We start from the raw sequence: 18,571 nt of genomic DNA, 5'->3' as shown, positions 1-18,571 counted from the left end.
TAAGAAATTTAACAGCACAAAAAAACCGCTACAAATGTAGCGGCTATTTTTATTAATTACTTTTTAGAAGAATTTACTTCTGTTATCTTTTATAGTGGCTTGTTTTCTTAATCCTTCAAACCAGTTGTTACTTTGTTGGCGAATAGCAGCCATACGAGCAGTGGTTTGTGCCGATTTTTCTTCTGGCGATGGTGCTGCTTTTTGTTGTATGCTGTTTACTTTAACTAAATACACACCTGTTGCACCTATAATTGGTGTTGATGCTTTGGTTTGATTGTCTTTATTAAATGCAGCACCAATTACCTTTGGTTCAGGGCCAATACCATTAATAATTCTACCACTCATAGTTAAGGTTGAATCTGCACCGGCAGTTAAAATTTGTTTGTTGTAAGCCGCTGCAGCACTTTCTAAAGTTGGTGTTGCACCTAGTTTAGCAGTAATAATATCAGCCTTCTTTAAATTTCTTACAATTGCTTCAGCACCCGGACGAGCCGTTGCAGCATCTTGCACACCTTCTTTATATATTTTATTTACAGTAGCTACAATAAATTGATCACCAATACCAATTGGGTCGCTTACTGCCCCAGGTTTTGCATCAAATACCCAACGTACCAAACTTCTTGCCTCTTGCATATTGGCAACACTAAAATCGTTCTCTTTAATAGTAGTTGGTAATTCAATAATTTGTAAACCATTTTTTGCAGCATACTCTGCTAATGCTTTACCATCTTTTTGTTGTGATGCTTTTGTAGCAGCTAAACTTGCACCGTTAATGGTTTCATCACTCGGTACAATTTGTTTTGCCATGTAAGCAATTTTATACGCTGTTTTAAAATCTTTTTGGTTTAAAATATCAATAACATGGTAACCAAATTGTGTTTTTACAACATCTTTAGCGCCTGCTGTTTTTGTAAAACTAAATTCATTAAACTCAGGTACCATTGCACCGTAGCCAAACGTACCTAAATCACCACCTTTTTCAACACTTCCTTTATCAGCAGAATATTTTGTTGCCAAAGCACCAAAATCAGCACCACCTTTAATAGCAGTTAAAATACTATCAGCCAATGCCTTTGCAGCAGAGTCTGTTCTTATTGGTTGTTGTGTTTGTAAATCATTTACGGCAACTAAAATATGACGAGCTTTTACACTATCAGGTAATTGCTTGGTTGCTAAAATTTTTGCTAAAGCATAATTATTACCTTCAATATAAGGACCGTACACAGTACCAACTGCTTGTTTTACGATTGTATCTTTTGCTTGCGATGGTATTTTTGATAATGGTGCATAATCATCTTTAAAATCAATGGTTGATGTATTACGAGCTACAAAAGCACTTGCGTTGGTATCTGCAGCAAAAGCATCTCTTAAACCAGCAACCATATCTCTTGCTTTTGCACTATCCGTTGCAGATGGTAATTGGCTAAACGCAATGTATGAAATCGTTCTACCGGCTTCTTGCTTAAACAAATCTTTGTGTGATGCTACATATTTATTAATATCATCGTCAGATACTTTTACGGTACTGTCGCTAATTTCTGCATAATTAACACCTACATATGAAATGTTTGAAAAAGTAACTGATTCTTGTTGGTCTTTTTCTTGCATCCAAGTAGGGTAGTAAGCAGCAGCACTTATTAAACCACCATATTTTGCAGCAGCGGTGCTTAATTTAAGTGGTTCCAAAATTTGTGCATCAATAGCTTCTCTATCAGCACCTTTTAATTTCTTAATATTATTTATAGCATCAGCCACTTTTGCTAAATCTAATTTTCCCGTTGCTGGGTCAATTAAACTTCTTTCTTGCATAAATGGATTACTAGGATCGTTGCTCATTAAAATTGATGACAACTCTTTTGGAGTAAGTGTAATACCTAACTTTTCTGTTACATTGTAAAACACATTTTCAGCAATCATTTGGTTCCAAACGTTATCTCTAATTCTTAAAGATGCTGCACCTGTTGGTTGTTGACCTGTTTGACCAGCTTGCTTATTTTCTTCTTGCGTTACTCTTTTATTGAATTCATTTAAATCAATACTGGTACCGTTTACTTTACCAACTGTTGTACCTGCACTGCCACCAAATAAACTGGCACTGCTACCTGATTTAGCATCCATTAAAATAAAACCAATAAGACTTAAAGCAATTACTATAATGATAATAGCTGCGCCTTTTTCTCTGATACTTTGAATAATCTGCATCTCTATATAATATTAATTTTGGAGGGCAAAAATAGGGTAATTAATAGCTATTAACAAATTGTGGATAATCAAGCTTAATTAAGTGAAAAAACAGCTTACTTATTTTATATGTATTCAAAAAAATGATTGCGAATTTTATTAGCAGCTTTGTATACCTGTATTTTACTACCTGTTAAGTTACATTATATAATAAAACATAGTTTTAATACTAAAAATACAATTAACTAACATTATGTATTATTAATAATCAATAAGTTATATATTTTTAAGGGTATTTTTAGGGTTATTAACATTTACTGTTGATAAGCCCTATTTTAGGTGTATAAAGCTATTTTTTACAAAAAAATTATCTTAACAGTTGGGGAATAAAAACCAAGGTTTTTGGTAATTGTTGTTATGCACACTTTTTAATATCATTTTACAACCAGTTCATTCACACAAAAAATAAAAAAATGTTCCAAATTATTTTCCACCAACAATGTTATTAACCATTGTGTGTTATTAAGGTTTAAAAGGCGTAAATGTGGCGTTTTTATTATTCATTATTCATATTAATTAAATGTTACTTACTTGTGAATTACTGTTAATAAAACAAAGTTTTTAATTTTACAATAGTTTAAAAGTTCGATCTTTCCACAAATTAACATCCCTAATAGTAATAGGGCTTTATATAAATAATAAGTATTAATATATATTATGGTAGATATACACAGTGAAAATGAATTAAAACAAATTGTTCAAAAAAAAGGTTTTCTTGATTTTGATGTGGACCCCACTATTGATTTGTTTGCGGCCATTCAACAACTCAAAAAAGAAAAGAACGCCATTATACTAGCGCATTACTATCAGGAACCTGATATTCAGGATATTGCTGATTTTATTGGTGATAGTTTAGGGCTGGCTCAAAAGGCACAAAGTACAGATGCTGATATGATTGTTTTTGCAGGTGTGCATTTTATGGCTGAAACAGCTAAAATTTTAAATCCACACAAAAAAGTTTTGTTACCCGATTTAAATGCTGGTTGCTCATTAAGCGATAGTGCACCACCAGCTATGTTTAAAGCTTTTAAAGATAAACACCCTGATCATTTAGTAATTACCTACATTAATTGTAGTGCAGGTATGAAGGCTTTGAGTGATATTATATGCACAAGCAGCAATGCACAACAAATTGTAGAGAGTTTACCAAAAGATCAGAAAATAATTTTTGCGCCTGATAAAAATTTAGGTGCATGGATCAATAAGCAAACAGGCCGTAATATGGTTTTGTGGAATGGTGCCTGTATGGTGCACGAAATGTTTAGTTATGAAAAAATTACCAAACTCAAAGTAAGGCATCCGCAAGCTAAAGTGTTAGCACACCCTGAGTGTGAAGCACCTGTATTAGCTTTGGCAGATTATATTGGTAGCACTACAGGTATTTTAAAGTATGCTGAAAAATCGGCTGATCAAACCTTTATTGTAGTAACTGAGTCGGGCATTTTACACCAAATGCAAAAAACAAGTCCGCATAAAACGTTTATACCTGCACCTCCAAACAATGCATGTGCTTGTAATGATTGTCCGTACATGAAATTGAATACATTAGAAAAATTATACTTATGTATGCAATATGAATTGCCAGAAGTTACGATGGATGCAGGTTTAATTGCCGCTGCTAAAAAACCAATTGAAAGAATGTTACAAATAAGTGCCGATTTAAAGTTGTAATTATTTCAACATATTAACAGTATTTCCACATTTTTCACTATTTTTAAATTTCTAATTGATGATTTAAAGTAGTTTCTATGTCTATTCCTTCAGTTGATTTAGCGCTGTTTTTATCAGGTGATCCTGTAAAAAAACAAGCATTTGTGCAAGATTTAGGTAAAGCCTATGAAGAAGTTGGTTTTGTAGCTGTTAAAAATCATGGCGTACCTGACAGTTTAATAGCTGATTTATACAAGTATGTGCAAGAGTTTTTCTCTCTACCGCTTGATATGAAAAAGCAATACGAAATACCTGAACTTGCCGGTCAACGAGGTTATACATCATTTGGTAAAGAACATGCAAAGGGTAGTGAAGCTCCAGATTTAAAAGAGTTTTTTCAGTACGGACAAGTACCAAGAGATAATTTTAAGGAAGAAGAATACCCAGCCAATGTTCAAGTACAACAAATAGCTCCTTTTAATAAAACCTTTGATGACGCCTATAGGGCATTCGAAAAATCGGGTACAGCATTGCTACAAGCAATTGCTTTATATTTAGGTTTAGATGAACATTATTTTGATGAATATGTACACAATGGTAACTCTATTTTGAGGGCTATTCATTATCCGCCTATTACACAAGAACCTGCAAGTGCTATAAGAGCAGAGCAACATGAAGATATTAACCTCATTACACTGCTTGTAGGGGCCTCTGCTGATGGTTTAGAGATATTAACGAAGCAAGATGAGTGGGTGCCCGTTACATCGCTTCCTGAGCAAATTGTGGTGAATGTAGGCGATATGTTACAACGTTTTACCAACAATAGGTTACGCAGTACTACTCACCGTGTGGTAAATCCTAAAAGAGAATTGTGGCACACCAGTCGTTTTTCAATACCATTCTTTTTACACCCACGTAGCAGTATGAGTTTAGCTTGTTTACCAAGTTGTATCACAGATGAAAATCCGATTGCATACGATGATATTACAGCAGGTGAATACCTCGATGAACGTTTAAGAGAAATCGGATTAAAAAAATAAATAATATATTAAACCACTTTTTTAAGTGGTTTATTTTTTAGTTTGTTGTTATTAAATTTATATTTGGTTATAACTTATTAATTGAATTTATTTAGACACATACCTTTTCTTAAAACGGTTTTCTTTTACAGCCTTACTGCTTTTGGTGGGCCACAAGGTCATTTAGGTATGATGTTAAAAACCTTTGTTTTAAAACATAGGTATGTAACTGAAGATGAATTAATTGAGTATAATTCTTTTTGTCAATTATTACCAGGCGCCTCAAGTACACAAACCGTAACTTTAATTGGTTATAAAAGAGGTGGTGTTCCTTTAGCAATATTAACGCTGTTGATATGGATTTTACCTGCCTGTTGTTTAATGGGCGGTTTATCATTTTTACTCACTTTATTTCCTGCAAAAAATTATACAGCTAACCTATTTAAGTTTATACAACCAATGGCTATTGGTTTTTTAGTGTTCGCTTTTGTGAGGGCATTTGGTATTTCAATTAACAACTTTATTACAATGGTAATTATGTTGATTAGTTTAATACTTACTTTTTTCTTTTTTAAAACGCCTTGGGTATTTCCTATTTTAATTATTGCTGGTAGTATTGCCACTAACTTCAGCGACAAACGTATTCCCGAAAAAGAAAAAATTGTTCCCAAACAAATTCGTTGGACGAACATTTGGTTATTCGTATTTGTATTTATTATCGCAGGTACTTTGAGTGAAACAGCTCGTTCGCAACATTGGCCTAATAGAAAAGCCTATAACTTATTTGAAAACTTTTACCGTTTTGGAAGTTTTGTGTTTGGCGGTGGTGATGTGTTATTACCTATGATGTTAGATCAGTATGTTGAAAGACCCAACTCTAAACAAATTGTAGAAAACAACCCCAATGTAATAAAAATAGATAGGGCAGATTTATTAACGGGTTACGGTTTTGTGAGGGCCATACCTGGTCCTGTTTTTTCAGTAGCATCATTCACTGGCGGTATGGCTATGAAAAATGATGGAATACAAATGCAGTTAATAGGTTGTATTATTGGTTCTATCGCTATTTTTTTACCAAGTGCCTTACTAGTATTATTCTTTTTTCCGGTGTGGCAATATTTAAAAAAGTATGTAATTGTATTTAGAGCATTAGAAGGTATTAATGCAGTAGTGGTAGGTTTAATGGGTGCAGCTGCAGCTTATTTATTAAAAGGTATGAATTGTACTTTTAGTAACCTTAATGATTACCTAATGATTATGGTAATTTTAGCCACTTTATTATTATTAAAGTATACCAAAATACCAGCACCATTTATTGTTATTGGATGTATACTACTCGGTTGGGTTTTCTAGGTTCGATTGATAATAACCCTTCTCCATTATTTCATCATACACTACATCTGGCACATAAAAACGAATACTTCTATGTTCTTTAATGTTTTTCCGAATCATGGTAGATGATATTTCTAACAAAGGAGCATCTATTATTTTAATAGTGTCTGATAAGTATTTAGTAACAGCAAAGCCTGGTCTATTGTAAATATAAATACTGTAGTTATCTAATATAGTTTGATAGTTTTTCCATTTATCAATATTTTGAAAACCATCACTACCCATTATAATGGTAAATGTTTTGGTAGGATGTTGTTCTTTTAAGTAAGTTAAAGTATCTACAGTATAGGAGGGTTTTGGTAATTTAAACTCTACATTACTAGCTTTTAGTTTTGGTACGTTTTCAATGGCTAATTGTACAAGTGATAAGCGGTGTTGTTGGTTTAATAAACCTGCAGGGTTTTTAAAAGGGTTTTGAGGCGATACCACAAACCATACTTCATCAACATCAGTATGGTCAGCCATATAAGCGGCTATTATTAAATGACCAATATGTATGGGATTAAATGAACCGAAATACAAACCTACTTTCATACTATGTTTTTATATTTCTTCTACTAAAATATGTTCTGCTTCGTTTAAGCGTAAACTTAATGTATACCCTGCAACCGAAACTGATATAGGATCTTTAAAAGGTGCAATTTTTTCAACGGTTACTTGTTCACCAGGCACACAACCCATTTCCATCAACTTTAAAAAGATATCATCGTTTTCAAATGCTCGGATAATAACCGCTTGCCCAATTTTAATTTCTGATAATCTTTTATACATGGTCATACCCTTTTTTGTAAGGCGTAAAAATAGTTGATATATTAGTGGTAACATTGCGATATTAAGAAAATTATGTCAGTATCATTTCACCAACAAACCACCGTTACGCTAAGCCAACGTAATCATTTAAAACTTTTTATAGCTAAGTTATTTGCTATGGAAAATAAAAGGATGGCAACATTGGATATTATTTTTTGTACAGATGATTATCTTTTAGAAGTCAATCGTTCATTCCTACAACACGATTATTATACTGACATCATCACTTTTGATTTAAGTGACAATAAAAAAGCACCTACCATCGGTGAACTTTACATTAGTGTTGATAGAGTAAAGGATAATGCCACCACTTTAAAAACTAGCTTTAAAAACGAACTTCATCGTGTAATTTTCCATGGCTGCCTACATTTATGTGGTTATAAAGACAAAACACCTAAAGCAGAACGCTTAATGAGACTTAAAGAAGAAGAGTATTTAGACCTATACTTTTAATAATGTTCCACGTGAAAAAACTAAAATACTACATAAAATGTTCCACGTGAAAAAAAGTGTATTTAAATTGTAATTATCTATTGCATTAATCTATTGCATAGTACCTTTGTACTCATGTTTCCAAAATACGATATTATAGTAGTAGGTGCTGGTCATGCTGGTTGCGAAGCTGCTGCCGCTGCCGCCAATATGGGTAGTAGTACCTTGTTAATTACCATGAATATGCAAACCATTGCTCAAATGAGCTGTAACCCAGCTATGGGAGGTATTGCAAAAGGACAAATTGTGAGAGAAATTGATGCCATGGGCGGTTATAGTGGTATTGTAACCGATAAAAGTTTGATACAGTTTAGAATGCTCAACCGTTCTAAAGGTCCGGCAATGTGGAGCCCACGTGCACAAAGCGATCGTATGTTATTTGCACAAGTATGGAGAGAAATGCTTGAGCAAACCCCCAATCTAGATTTCTATCAAGATACCGTGTATAATTTAATAGTTGAAGAAGGTGTAGTAAAAGGTGTAATTACAGGTTTGGGGCATCATATTTATGCCTCATCGGTTGTGTTAACCAACGGTACGTTTTTAAATGGTGTTATACATATTGGTGAAAAAAACTTTGGTGGTGGTAGGGTAGCAGAAAAAGCGGCTACTGGTATTACTGAGCAATTGGTAGCACTGGGTTTTGAAAGTGCTCGTTTAAAAACAGGTACGCCACCCCGTATTGATGGTAGAAGTTTAGATTATTCTAAAATGGAAGAGCAGCAAGGTGACGATGAATTGGTTGGCTTTAGCTATCTTGAAAAACCAACATTACCAGCAAATAAGCAACGCAGCTGTTGGATTACGTATACCAACCAAGAAGTACACGATATTTTAAAAACAGGTTTTGAAAGTAGCCCAATGTTTCAAGGGCGAATACATGGTACAGGCCCAAGGTATTGTCCTAGTATTGAAGATAAAATCAACCGTTTTGCTGAACGAGAACGCCATCAACTATTTGTAGAACCCGAAGGTTTTAATACAGTAGAAATTTATGTAAATGGTTTTTCATCATCTTTACCAGAAGAAATACAATTAAAAGCATTACGTAAAGTACCAGGTTTTGAAAACTGTAAAATGTTTAGGCCAGGTTATGCAATTGAGTACGATTTCTTTCCACCAACACAATTAACAGCATCGCTTGAAACAAAGCTGATAAAAAATTTATTTTTTGCCGGACAAATAAACGGTACCACAGGTTATGAAGAAGCTGCTTGCCAAGGTTTAATGGCCGGTATTAATGCTCACTTAGCCAATAATAATAAGCCTGCATTTATATTAAAAAGAAGTGAAGCTTATATTGGTGTGTTGATTGATGATTTAATTAATAAAGGTACAGATGAACCTTATCGTATGTTTACGAGCAGAGCAGAGTTTAGAACCTTACTCAGACAAGATAATGCGGATATTCGGCTTACTGAAATTAGCTACCAGTTAGGCTTAGCATCTAAACAACGTAAGGATGCTGTTACACAAAAAAAGGAAGCAGTTGCAGCAGCGATTGAAATTCTCAATTCATTGTCTATCAATATATTAGAAGCTGATGAATATTTAGTTTCCGTAAACTCAGCGCCACTTACTTTTAAGCAAAAAGCAGCGCAAATATTATTAAGGCCCAATATTAATTTGGTAGATATGATGGCCCAAATACCAAGTGTGCAAACTGCCTTAGCAGCATTTAGTAGCGAAGTGTTAGAACAAGCAGAAATTCAATTAAAGTACAATACTTACATAGAAAAAGAAAAAGAGTTGGTTGATAAAATGAGTGCTTTAGAAAACTTAGCCATACCTACCGATTTTAATTATGATAAATTGGTAAGCCTTGGTACAGAAGCAAAACAAAAATTTAAAAAAATTCAACCACGTACATTAGGCCAAGCAAGCCGTATTAGCGGTGTTAACCCTAGCGATGTGCAAATATTAATGGTGTATATGGGTCGTTAAAAAAAATATTATGGAAATACAAGCAGGCGATATTGTTGAGTTAAAATCAGGAAGCCCCAAAATGACAGTAGCTTTCGTATCAAAAGAGGGTTATTGTTATTGCACCTGGTACGATTTTAATTCGTTTACTTGGCATGAGCAAGTAAAAATTTATACGGTGCTCCTCAAAAAATGTGAATAAAAAAGTTTAAATAAAATAAAAAATGCCAACAACCATAGTTGGCATTTTTTCGTATCTATATTAAAGCGATAAAAAAAGCGAAAGCTTATAAAAATATAAAATGTTGTTCAGGTGTAGTTTTTAGGTTAGATGAAAAGCCCTTGTTTCGAGCAAGGGCTTTTTTATTTGATTTTTTTATACGACTAATATTGACAATTAGTTTCTTTCAAAAGTGAGGAAATCAACACCACCATTTCCTCCGCTAACATCTTGTAATCTTATTTTGGTATCAGTACGTTCTATTACATGCCAATCATCACTAATTTCAACAAAACTAGCAGGACTGCTAAAACTCAATACCAGCTTGGTTTTTGAGTCATCTAAAGCTGTATTCCAAGTTCCATTAATGGCTGTTGTGCCTGTTTTAGTTGCAGTAACCGTGTTGTTATTGGCAAAAACAAAACTATAGCCACTATAGTTATTTGTTTCTTCATGATCAGTATCATAATAATAAGTAATACGCCAATTACCAGTTACAACAGTGGCGGTTACAGCACTTGTGGTAATGTTTGTTGAATTATCATCTTTTTTACAAGACGATAAGCTAATAACACAAAAGGAAATAACAGTTAATAATATACTTTTCATGTTTAAAAAATTTTGGTAATAAATGTAGATATAATACCACATTAACAATAACTGTACCAATTGTAAAAATTTTGTAAAATTGTAGAATGTGTATATATTAGAATATTAAAACTAACTACATGAAAAAAGTATGCTTATTTTTTATTATTACATTATTTTTTAATATTTATGTTAATGCTCAAACGCAACGTACACTTAAACAGGTGTTAGTGTTACAAATGCCCAAAACTATTGATGATGATATGCCCGGTACCACAGGGTCTTCCGTAGCATGGCATCCTATATTCAAAAAATATTATGCTTGTTTTGCCGGTAATGTTGAATATCCATTTGGCGTATTTGATGAAAAAGGAAACCTCTTATCAGATCCTAATTTATCGTGTAACAATGATGTACGTGGTTTATGGTATTCGCCTATTAACAGAACCATTGCTGGTAATGCTTATAATGATGGTGGTTGGTTTGAGTATAAGCTAGATAATAAAGGCATGGTAAAAGAAACAAAAACGGTACTTGAAAAAATGAACCAGCCCGAAGAACAATCTGTGGGCTGTTATAATACTGCTGAAAATAAAATATTGTTTTTAGATGGGCCAGTAATAAAACAATATGATACAAAAGGCTATGCAGAAAAAACAATTGATATTTATTGGGGACAATCAAAAAAACCACAAGAAGCAACCATGTTTGATGAGTTACCTGTTGAATATAATACAAGAAATATTGTTTATGCGGCCAAACCACAAAGTATGATAGGCGCTTTAAATATTGATAATAATTCAGTAGAGTGGTACAGCTTAAAAACAGGTTTACTAATAAGAAAAGATAATTTACCACAAAGTGCACCGGCTCCCGAATCTTTTAATTTTGCTTATGCAAATGATATTGTTTGGTTGTTTGATAAAGAAAACAGGCGCTGGCTCGGATATAAATAGCATTAAAAAGCCGCAACATTTAAGTTGCGGCTTTTTTTATAAGTATTTATTTAAACGGATTACCCCATTTAACATCTGTATAAACATTATTACCGCTAAGCGTATTCATAAAGGCGATAACGTTGTTAACTTCTGTTGCCGTTACGTTTAATTTTTGGCCCACACCATTTGGTCGTAAACGAGGGTCGAGGTTGGTATTACCAGGCGCAATGGTAATGTTACCGTAGTGGCCAATAACTTGTTGTACTGTTGTAAATACACCTGTATGCATCATCGGTGTATTGGGTACACCATTTCTTAATAAATCTCTTAAACTGGGTGATCGGGTATTATTGATATCAATACCTGTTGCATTAATAATTCCAATAATGCCATTGTTTCTTGTATTGGGGTCAATATCAAATTCGGGTGCAGCATGGCAACCACCACAACCAAGGCCTCCAGCAATTCTGTTACCTGTTGCATCAAAAGTAGGAGGTGTATTGAATAAGTTTTTACCTGCATTTTCCGAAGCAGAAAAATTAGGAAAGTTTTGATTGTCGTTATTTACCAAAGCCCTGCCAGCATCATACTTTGCATCGAACGATTGTATACTGCGAATAAATTGTGAAAGACACTCTTGCAACCTTGCTTCGGTTACATTTACGTCACCATAAACAGCTGTAAATAATTCTTGATAATAACCAATACCTTTTAATTTGTTCAATAAATCATTTAAATTTTGGCGACCAGTTTGTCCACTAAAACCCATTTCAGCATGGTCTTGTATAGGTTGTGTTGTTTGTACTTCAAGTGTTGCCGCTCTTTCGTTCCAAAAAAACTTGGCTTCATTTGCAAAACGAGCATTCACTAAACGCATACTGTGCCTACCTGTAAGGCCCCCACTTACCCCTTTGCTTTGTATGGCAGTATCACCAAAAGCAAAAGTTTGTTTATGGCAACTTGCACATGCAATAGTATTATCAATACTTAAACTTTTATCATAAAACAATACCCGGCCAATAGTGGCCTTACCATTAGTAATTGGGTTAGCACCTGTATTGTCTTTTACAATATAATTAGGTTTAGGTTGTGCTGCGTAATTGGCAAAATTATTAGGATCAATGTTGTTACCAAACGCCGCAGTTATGGCTGGGTAACTTTGCGAAGCAATTGCATCGGTATTTTTTTTGGAACAATATTCAAAAATAAATACAGTGCATAATAATGCCGTAATAACGGAAATTTGTTTAAGCATGTTAGTTAGTTTGTGGTGTGACCAACAATTTATAAAAAAGTTTAATGGAAAAAAAGTTAATTTTCAAAATAGGTATAATGATGTTGTTTTAAAAATGATTTTATAACATCAACGTGAACACATTGCCCAAGGTGTAAAAAAGAGTAATCTGTTACTTTTTTATGTTGGTGGTTAATGATGATATCTTTATTAACCAAATCGAAACCAAGGTGAAGGTGCTTTGTTGAAAATTGCATGCCATATACTATACCATCTTTATTAAAAAGTGGTCCACCGCTTTGGCCCTTTAAACCCGGGGTGCTCATTTCAATACCTGTAATTTCATTTGGGCTATCAGCTAAAAAACGAGTTACCATACCATCAATAGGAAACTGTGGTGTACTGGCTACACCGGTATGGCTCCAATCAATATCATCAGCAGCTTCATTAAAAGTAAAATTGGTAAATTCAGGAAAAGGAAAACCCAACCTACACAACATATTACCTTGTTTTATTTGACCACTATCTTTTAAAAAAATTGCATGGTTATTATACAGTTTTTTACCAAACCCTTTAAATTGTATAATGGCTAAATCGGCCGTTGGGTGCACATGTGTAGTGAAGCCCTGCATACTATCAACACAATCAACAAAAGTGTTTTTCATTTGTATAATTGTATCTGCATCATAATTGTATTTTATTTCTAACCCTTTCAAGCGCATTTTATATTTGCCATCATTCGGCAAGGCGGCACGTTCTTTTTTAAAATCATTAAATGTTTTATTGATATGGTCTGATGATGCTAGCATTTGAGCAACATGTTTACAGGTAATAGCAACAGCCTCATCGTTTATAAAAAACAATGTAGATGAGCCTGTAGTTATTTGTTTACCACCATAAGTTCTTATAATTGTATTGATAGGACGGGTATAATTAGACGCAGTTGCAATTGCATATTCAAACATAATATGTATTTAAGTGTGTATTTTTGAATAAGTAAATTACAATAAACCCACTCAACAACATGAAATACATTTTCGGATTGCTATTTTTAACTTTTACAATACAAGGTTTTGCACAAAAAGCCATCAACTCAAACAAACAAAAAGCGGTTAAACAAATTGTTGATGTTGCATGTGGCCAATGCCAGTTTAATATGAAAACACAGCAAGGTTGCGATTTAGCTGTAAGCATAAATGGAAAAACCTATTTTGTTGATGGTGCAAATATTGATGCTTTTGGCGATGCACATGCAACGGATGGTTTTTGCAACGCAATTACTAAAGCTGAAGTAATAGGTACTATAAAAAACAATAGGTTTAAAGCAACATACTTTAAACCTATTAAAAATAAATAAGCAGCTATTGTTAGGAGAATAAATACTCTACATCTGCCTTTGATAATGCTTTTACAAAATTTGCATCATCAGCAATAAGCTCTTTTGCTAATATTTTTTTACGTTCTTGTAATTGTAAAATTTTATCTTCAATTGTATCAATACAAATCATACGATAAGCAAATATATTTTTTGTTTGCCCAATACGGTGTGTACGGTCAATAGCTTGTTGTTCCACCGCTGGGTTCCACCATGGGTCAACAATATAAACATAATCAGCAGCGGTAAGGTTTAAACCTACACCACCTGCTTTTAATGAAATTAAGAAAACCCTACACTCATCATTGTTTTGAAAATTTTGAATTGCCTTTTCTCTATCGGTTGCAGATGTACTACCATCAAAATACTCAAAAGGAATATTAGCTTCTGTTAGTTTTTGTTTAATTAAACTTAGCATACCTAAAAACTGAGAAAATACCAATGCCTTGTGGTCACCAATATTTTCTTCAATTTCTCGAGTGAGTTCATCAAGCTTAATGGAATGATTCGGAAATTTTTCATCTTCATTTAAAATAGCTGGGCTATCGCAAATTTGACGAAGCTTCATCAATCCCTGTAAAATGGTAAGCTGCGATTTTTGAATACCTTGTTCTTCAATAGTTCCCAAAATTTTATCTCTGTAACTATTACGGTAAGCATCATAAATTTTACGTTGCTCTTTTTCCATTTCACAAAACAAAATTTGTTCTGTTTTCTCTGGAAGGTCTTTGGCTACCTGCTCTTTGGTTCTGCGTAAAATAAAAGGAAACAATAATTTTCGTAAATGCTCTTTTTGTTCTTGTTCGCCAAACTTATCAATAGGTGTTGCAAACTCATTTCTAAAAAACTCCATGCTGCCTAATAAGCCAGGGTTTAAAAAATTCATTTGAGCATAAATATCAAATGTATTGTTTTGAAGCGGCGTACCACTCATACAAATTCTATTTGTTGCTACTAACAATGAAGCCGCTTTGGTAACTTTTGATGATGGGTTTTTTATAGCCTGACTTTCATCTAACACCACATAATCAAAATGTATTTTTAAAAATAATTGAATATCGCTACGCAATGTGCCATAGGTAGTAATGATAACATTGGCTTTTTTTAACTCCTCTACATTTCGGGTACGGGTGCTACCATGGTGTATATGCGCTTGTAACGTTGGCGTAAACTTTTTCATTTCGTTTTGCCAGTTGTAAATAAGCGTAGTAGGGCAAACAACAATGGCCATTAAACCACCTGTATTTTTATTGTAATGATCAAGCATGGTAAGGGCTTGTACGGTTTTACCCAAACCCATATCATCTGCCAAAATACCACCCCAACCTACTTCGTTTAAATAATTTAACCAGCGGTAACCAGCTAGTTGGTAAGGCCTTAGTATGGGCGCTAACTGTGCCGGTGCTTCAGTTTCAGGTATATTTTTAAATTCACGTAGGCGTTCATATTTTTCATCTAAAGCAAAACTCATTTCTTCTTCGTTGCGGTTTTCATAGAGGTCGTCAATTACGCTCATATGAAATTTACTTAAACGCAATTTATCGCTACGGCCGTCGCCTACTTTAAATAGTAATGAATATTTTTTCAACCACTCATCGGGCAAAATACCTAAAGTACCATCTCCTAATTGTACAAAAGAACGTTTATCGGCTAAGGCTCTTTTAATATCAGCAATGCCCACCCGTTGTTCACCAAATTCAATTTCAACTTTAGCATCAAACCAATCTTGTCCGCTACTTACATGTATATGCGTACTCGGCCTTGCCGTATTGAAACGAAAATTCTTTAAAGCCTCAAAACCGAAAACAGGAATTTTTAATTCCTTCATAGCATCAACAAATAAGAAAAACCAATTATCTCTGAGTACATCGGCACCTTTTAAAACAAGGCTACCATTTTCTTGTTTGTCAATAAAGCCAGAGTGTAAGCTGGTTAATTTATTGATGAAGCTAGCTTCAGCTTCTTTGTTGCGGTGAATCTGTAAAATTTTATCGCCATCGGGTATGGTAAGTGTTTCTTTATCACCAGCTTTGGTTTCAAAACCTTTGTAGCTAAACACGGGTTGAAAAACCAAGTAATCGCCTTTTTCTTGTAACAGTAACTTTACTTCTGGCACACTTACCTTCACCTCTTTCACCAACGATTTATCAAACGTAACATCATACTCTTTGGTAAGCGGCAGAATAACGGTTTCCATTACTTTTGCCCAATTTTTTTTATTGAGTGTAATGTTACCTTGTTTAATGAATTTTTCGGCTTGCATTACATCTTCCGTTTTCTGCCAAGTGTATAGCACATCATCATGTAAAAACAATAAACTGGTGCCAGATTGGTTTTCAGCGAAAGGAATATTTTGTGCACCAATACGCACTTTACAAGTAATATTAAACTGACCATCATTAACCCCTACATTAAAAAGGGGCGTAATAAAATGATCGCTTAACTCAGCCTCTTGTAAATGTGCTGTTTTTAATTTTTTGGCATAAGGCAACATAAAAACAAAAGGATTATTTGCCTGTTCATCAAAAAGCTTTTTTAGTTTTGGATGAAGGTATTCTGTAATTAATACTTTTGTTTCTTCTGGTAAATCATCACCATCGGTATGAATTATGTTTTCCCAAATGCCACTAAATGGTGAATTACGATTGAGGTATTTGTTGATTTCGTTGTCTTGCAGTTTGCGAATTTGTTGAAACAACAATTTATCATCTTCAGAAAAACCTTCTGTATCAACAAATTTAGTTAAGTCAATTTTAGCGGTTTTACCAATAAATTTTTTATTATCATCATCTGGCTCACCCTGTACTGCTTCTACCGTAAAGCCCGGATAATTTTTTACATTGAAATTAAAAACTACACCAAGTCGTAAACGTTGTTTTGAAACTTCAACTTTTTCAGCAACAGGGGCACTTGTAATGGGTACAAAAGTATTGGTACGTAAAGGTGCTACATTGGTGGTGGGGCTGGTGGAAGCTGCTACTCTTTTTATAGAGGTATCTAATACCTTCAAAAATGGTTTTCCATCTTTGTATATAAATTCAAATTTACCTGTTAAATCATCTGCTAAACTATAGCCATAAATTTGAAGCAGTTTGTTTTTTTCTTTATCTCTGTTGCGAATACTATCAAAATAATCAGCACCATAATTATGCAGTAGCTGCACAAATAATAACACTTTATGTTCGCATAAAGGGTGTTGCGATTCGCTACACATGCAAGAGGTATCAAAATTTCGTTCGTCGTTTTTTTGAATAACCAATGGGTAGGTTTCACCATTAATTACAAGTGATGCTTCTACACGTTCATCAGCTGCTTTTAAAATAGTGGCTTTGGTGCTTTGTAACAACTCTTCAGCTTCATGAAAAATAGAAGGTGATGATAACATTTTGATCATTTTAAGATCAATGTTTTTCATTTTTGCAACCGAGTGCATTTGGTTGTATTGTATAGCGCTGCTGCGTAACAAATTTTTATCAACCATATCTTGCAAACGCAGTAGTGCTGCAGCTTCGTGCCTACAAATATCGCCCATGTTATATGGGCAACTACAGCGCAAGCTCATGGCTTTTGCATCGCTGTATTTTTCAATGTATACCTTGTAAAAAGTATTGTAAACATCGTCTTTTACCCTAAATACAATGCTACTCATAAGCTCATCATGCTCCACCAACTCCACCGTATTGAGCGAATGAATTTTTTTGCCTCGGCGAATAACTTCGTCAGACCCATTATTGTACACGTATTTAATAAGATGTGGTAGCGCCAAAAGGAAAATATTTAAGTAAGCGTAAAAAGAAAAATTCTATAATAGCGATTGGTATTCCTATTAAGGCAATCGCATTACGCAAGGTACGAAGGTATTGTTAGAGCACAAAGGAAAATAAAAGTTAAGGCGTTGGGGTAAATAAAAAAGCGGTGGATTTTTAAAAATCAGCACCGCTTTGAAAGTATTATGAAAGATTGATTAAGCGCCCTTCACTATAAAATGGGAGTGAGGGTGCACCATCATTGGTTAAACAGTAACGTATATCTTTTTCAAGATGGTATTTGGTGAGCCTATGGTAATGTGTGGCATTACGCTCCTTCATAAACTCGTAAAGGTCGTTTTGTGCAGTATGGTATAAACTTTCAGCCATTTGTGAGGCATCACAAGCTAGTTCAAAATGTGATTTTAGGCGGCTAATTACTGCACCAGCAAAAAGGGTATCTTCAATATTCACCTTATCTTTCCAGGCGGCACAAGCCAGCACCACATTGGTATTTTGCGCTAATAAATAATCGCAAACACGGCTTATATTAGGGAAAGAGCCCGTAATTATTTGTTTAGCTCCATTTTTATGAGCCATGTGTAAAAGCTTGGTACCATTTGTAGTGGTGAGCACAAGGGTTTGTCCGCCAATAAAACTTTGTGGGTACTCAAAAGGAGAGTTGCCGTATTGCAAACCTTCTGCCACTTGGCCATCACGTTCGCCAGCTGTAATGCTGTTTAATTCTTTACCAATACGAATACACTCTACCACACTATCAACAGGTATTACAGCTGAAGCGCCATTATTTAAAGCGGTAGCAATGGTAGAGGTAGCACGGAGTACATCAATAATAACCACCACACTATTACTAACATCATATAAATGTAGTAATGCTGGTGACAAACAAGTATAAAGCGATGGTTTCATGTAACAACAACAA

At 34.2% G+C, this 18,571-nt stretch carries 16 protein-coding genes; 8 read left to right on the top strand and 8 right to left on the bottom strand.

Features of this window, described 5'->3' with window-relative positions; all coding sequences use genetic code 11:
* Positions 1 to 63: 63 nt before the first annotated feature.
* Positions 64 to 2,202 (bottom strand): peptidylprolyl isomerase, encoded by a 2,139-nt coding sequence (locus ACFOWM_RS08875; RefSeq protein ID WP_379708987.1) that lies wholly within the window; start codon positions 2,200 to 2,202, stop codon positions 64 to 66.
* A gap of 696 nt (positions 2,203 to 2,898) precedes the next feature.
* On the opposite strand from ACFOWM_RS08875, the gene nadA reads away from it, so the two are divergent.
* The 3 genes from nadA to ACFOWM_RS08860 all read left to right on the top strand — a co-directional run bounded on the left by nadA (position 2,899) and on the right by ACFOWM_RS08860 (position 6,263).
* The gene (gene nadA / locus ACFOWM_RS08870) at positions 2,899 to 3,912 is read left to right on the top strand and encodes a quinolinate synthase NadA (RefSeq protein ID WP_379708985.1); all 1,014 of its coding nucleotides are present in this window, start codon (positions 2,899 to 2,901) and stop codon (positions 3,910 to 3,912) included.
* 77 nt (positions 3,913 to 3,989) lie between these two features.
* Positions 3,990 to 4,931 (top strand): isopenicillin N synthase family dioxygenase, encoded by a 942-nt coding sequence (locus ACFOWM_RS08865; RefSeq protein WP_379708983.1) that lies wholly within the window; start codon positions 3,990 to 3,992, stop codon positions 4,929 to 4,931.
* Between the two features lie 81 nt (positions 4,932 to 5,012).
* Entirely contained in the window at positions 5,013 to 6,263 is a 1,251-nt protein-coding gene (locus ACFOWM_RS08860; RefSeq protein WP_379708981.1) for a chromate transporter, read from the top strand.
* Here the strand turns inward: ACFOWM_RS08860 and nadD are convergent.
* On the bottom strand, positions 6,243 to 6,836 hold the full coding sequence (gene nadD, locus ACFOWM_RS08855) for a nicotinate (nicotinamide) nucleotide adenylyltransferase (RefSeq protein WP_379708979.1): 594 nt from the start codon (positions 6,834 to 6,836) through the stop codon (positions 6,243 to 6,245). The genes ACFOWM_RS08860 and nadD overlap by 21 nt on opposite strands.
* A gap of 9 nt (positions 6,837 to 6,845) precedes the next feature.
* Positions 6,846 to 7,079: a FeoA family protein gene (locus ACFOWM_RS08850; protein ID WP_379708977.1), complete on the bottom strand. Its 234-nt coding sequence runs from the start codon at positions 7,077 to 7,079 to the stop codon at positions 6,846 to 6,848.
* Positions 7,080 to 7,145: 66 nt separating this feature from the next.
* Here ACFOWM_RS08850 and ybeY point away from each other — a divergent pair, with 66 nt between their 5' ends.
* The 3 genes from ybeY (at position 7,146) to ACFOWM_RS08835 (ending at position 9,729) form a co-directional block, all read left to right on the top strand.
* Complete coding sequence (gene ybeY, locus ACFOWM_RS08845; protein ID WP_379708975.1) at positions 7,146 to 7,565, top strand: rRNA maturation RNase YbeY; 420 nt, start codon at positions 7,146 to 7,148, stop codon at positions 7,563 to 7,565.
* Between the two features lie 114 nt (positions 7,566 to 7,679).
* Positions 7,680 to 9,548: a tRNA uridine-5-carboxymethylaminomethyl(34) synthesis enzyme MnmG gene (mnmG, locus tag ACFOWM_RS08840; protein ID WP_379708973.1), complete on the top strand. Its 1,869-nt coding sequence runs from the start codon at positions 7,680 to 7,682 to the stop codon at positions 9,546 to 9,548.
* Positions 9,549 to 9,558: 10 nt separating this feature from the next.
* Complete coding sequence (locus ACFOWM_RS08835) at positions 9,559 to 9,729, top strand: DUF2158 domain-containing protein (RefSeq protein WP_379708971.1); 171 nt, start codon at positions 9,559 to 9,561, stop codon at positions 9,727 to 9,729.
* Between the two features lie 195 nt (positions 9,730 to 9,924).
* Here ACFOWM_RS08835 and ACFOWM_RS08830 read toward each other — a convergent pair whose 3' ends face one another.
* Positions 9,925 to 10,356: a hypothetical protein gene (locus tag ACFOWM_RS08830; protein ID WP_379708969.1), complete on the bottom strand. Its 432-nt coding sequence runs from the start codon at positions 10,354 to 10,356 to the stop codon at positions 9,925 to 9,927.
* 119 nt (positions 10,357 to 10,475) lie between these two features.
* On the opposite strand from ACFOWM_RS08830, the gene ACFOWM_RS08825 reads away from it, so the two are divergent.
* Positions 10,476 to 11,291, top strand: a complete 816-nt coding sequence (locus ACFOWM_RS08825; protein ID WP_379708967.1) for a hypothetical protein — start codon at positions 10,476 to 10,478, stop codon at positions 11,289 to 11,291.
* Positions 11,292 to 11,337: 46 nt separating this feature from the next.
* Here ACFOWM_RS08825 and ACFOWM_RS08820 read toward each other — a convergent pair whose 3' ends face one another.
* Positions 11,338 to 12,528, bottom strand: a complete 1,191-nt coding sequence (locus tag ACFOWM_RS08820) for a cytochrome-c peroxidase (RefSeq protein ID WP_379708965.1) — start codon at positions 12,526 to 12,528, stop codon at positions 11,338 to 11,340.
* Between the two features lie 56 nt (positions 12,529 to 12,584).
* Positions 12,585 to 13,472 (bottom strand): trypsin-like peptidase domain-containing protein, encoded by an 888-nt coding sequence (locus tag ACFOWM_RS08815; RefSeq protein WP_379708963.1) that lies wholly within the window; start codon positions 13,470 to 13,472, stop codon positions 12,585 to 12,587.
* Between the two features lie 59 nt (positions 13,473 to 13,531).
* On the opposite strand from ACFOWM_RS08815, the gene ACFOWM_RS08810 reads away from it, so the two are divergent.
* Positions 13,532 to 13,864 (top strand): DUF6370 family protein, encoded by a 333-nt coding sequence (locus ACFOWM_RS08810; protein WP_379708961.1) that lies wholly within the window; start codon positions 13,532 to 13,534, stop codon positions 13,862 to 13,864.
* A gap of 10 nt (positions 13,865 to 13,874) precedes the next feature.
* Here ACFOWM_RS08810 and ACFOWM_RS08805 read toward each other — a convergent pair whose 3' ends face one another.
* Positions 13,875 to 17,648 (bottom strand): DEAD/DEAH box helicase, encoded by a 3,774-nt coding sequence (locus ACFOWM_RS08805; protein WP_379708959.1) that lies wholly within the window; start codon positions 17,646 to 17,648, stop codon positions 13,875 to 13,877.
* A gap of 184 nt (positions 17,649 to 17,832) precedes the next feature.
* Entirely contained in the window at positions 17,833 to 18,558 is a 726-nt protein-coding gene (locus ACFOWM_RS08800) for a 2-phosphosulfolactate phosphatase (RefSeq protein ID WP_379708957.1), read from the bottom strand.
* Positions 18,559 to 18,571: the final 13 nt, after the last annotated feature.

The organism is Ferruginibacter yonginensis, assembly GCF_042651465.1.
GTDB lineage: Bacteria > Bacteroidota > Bacteroidia > Chitinophagales > Chitinophagaceae > Ferruginibacter > Ferruginibacter yonginensis.
The sequence above is the reverse complement of the archived record's forward strand: the minus strand, read 5'-3'. Positions and strand labels throughout refer to the sequence as shown.

Coding starts and splice junctions, on each gene's coding strand:
- ACFOWM_RS08875 (WP_379708987.1), bottom strand. CDS start 2,202: ATGCAGATTATTCAAAGTATCAGAGAAAAAGGCGCAGCTATTATCATT.
- nadA (WP_379708985.1), top strand. CDS start 2,899: ATGGTAGATATACACAGTGAAAATGAATTAAAACAAATTGTTCAAAAA.
- ACFOWM_RS08865 (WP_379708983.1), top strand. CDS start 3,990: ATGTCTATTCCTTCAGTTGATTTAGCGCTGTTTTTATCAGGTGATCCT.
- nadD (WP_379708979.1), bottom strand. CDS start 6,836: ATGAAAGTAGGTTTGTATTTCGGTTCATTTAATCCCATACATATTGGT.
- ACFOWM_RS08850 (WP_379708977.1), bottom strand. CDS start 7,079: ATGACCATGTATAAAAGATTATCAGAAATTAAAATTGGGCAAGCGGTT.
- ybeY (WP_379708975.1), top strand. CDS start 7,146: ATGTCAGTATCATTTCACCAACAAACCACCGTTACGCTAAGCCAACGT.
- mnmG (WP_379708973.1), top strand. CDS start 7,680: ATGTTTCCAAAATACGATATTATAGTAGTAGGTGCTGGTCATGCTGGT.
- ACFOWM_RS08835 (WP_379708971.1), top strand. CDS start 9,559: ATGGAAATACAAGCAGGCGATATTGTTGAGTTAAAATCAGGAAGCCCC.
- ACFOWM_RS08830 (WP_379708969.1), bottom strand. CDS start 10,356: ATGAAAAGTATATTATTAACTGTTATTTCCTTTTGTGTTATTAGCTTA.
- ACFOWM_RS08825 (WP_379708967.1), top strand. CDS start 10,476: ATGAAAAAAGTATGCTTATTTTTTATTATTACATTATTTTTTAATATT.
- ACFOWM_RS08820 (WP_379708965.1), bottom strand. CDS start 12,528: ATGCTTAAACAAATTTCCGTTATTACGGCATTATTATGCACTGTATTT.
- ACFOWM_RS08815 (WP_379708963.1), bottom strand. CDS start 13,472: ATGTTTGAATATGCAATTGCAACTGCGTCTAATTATACCCGTCCTATC.
- ACFOWM_RS08810 (WP_379708961.1), top strand. CDS start 13,532: ATGAAATACATTTTCGGATTGCTATTTTTAACTTTTACAATACAAGGT.
- ACFOWM_RS08800 (WP_379708957.1), bottom strand. CDS start 18,558: ATGAAACCATCGCTTTATACTTGTTTGTCACCAGCATTACTACATTTA.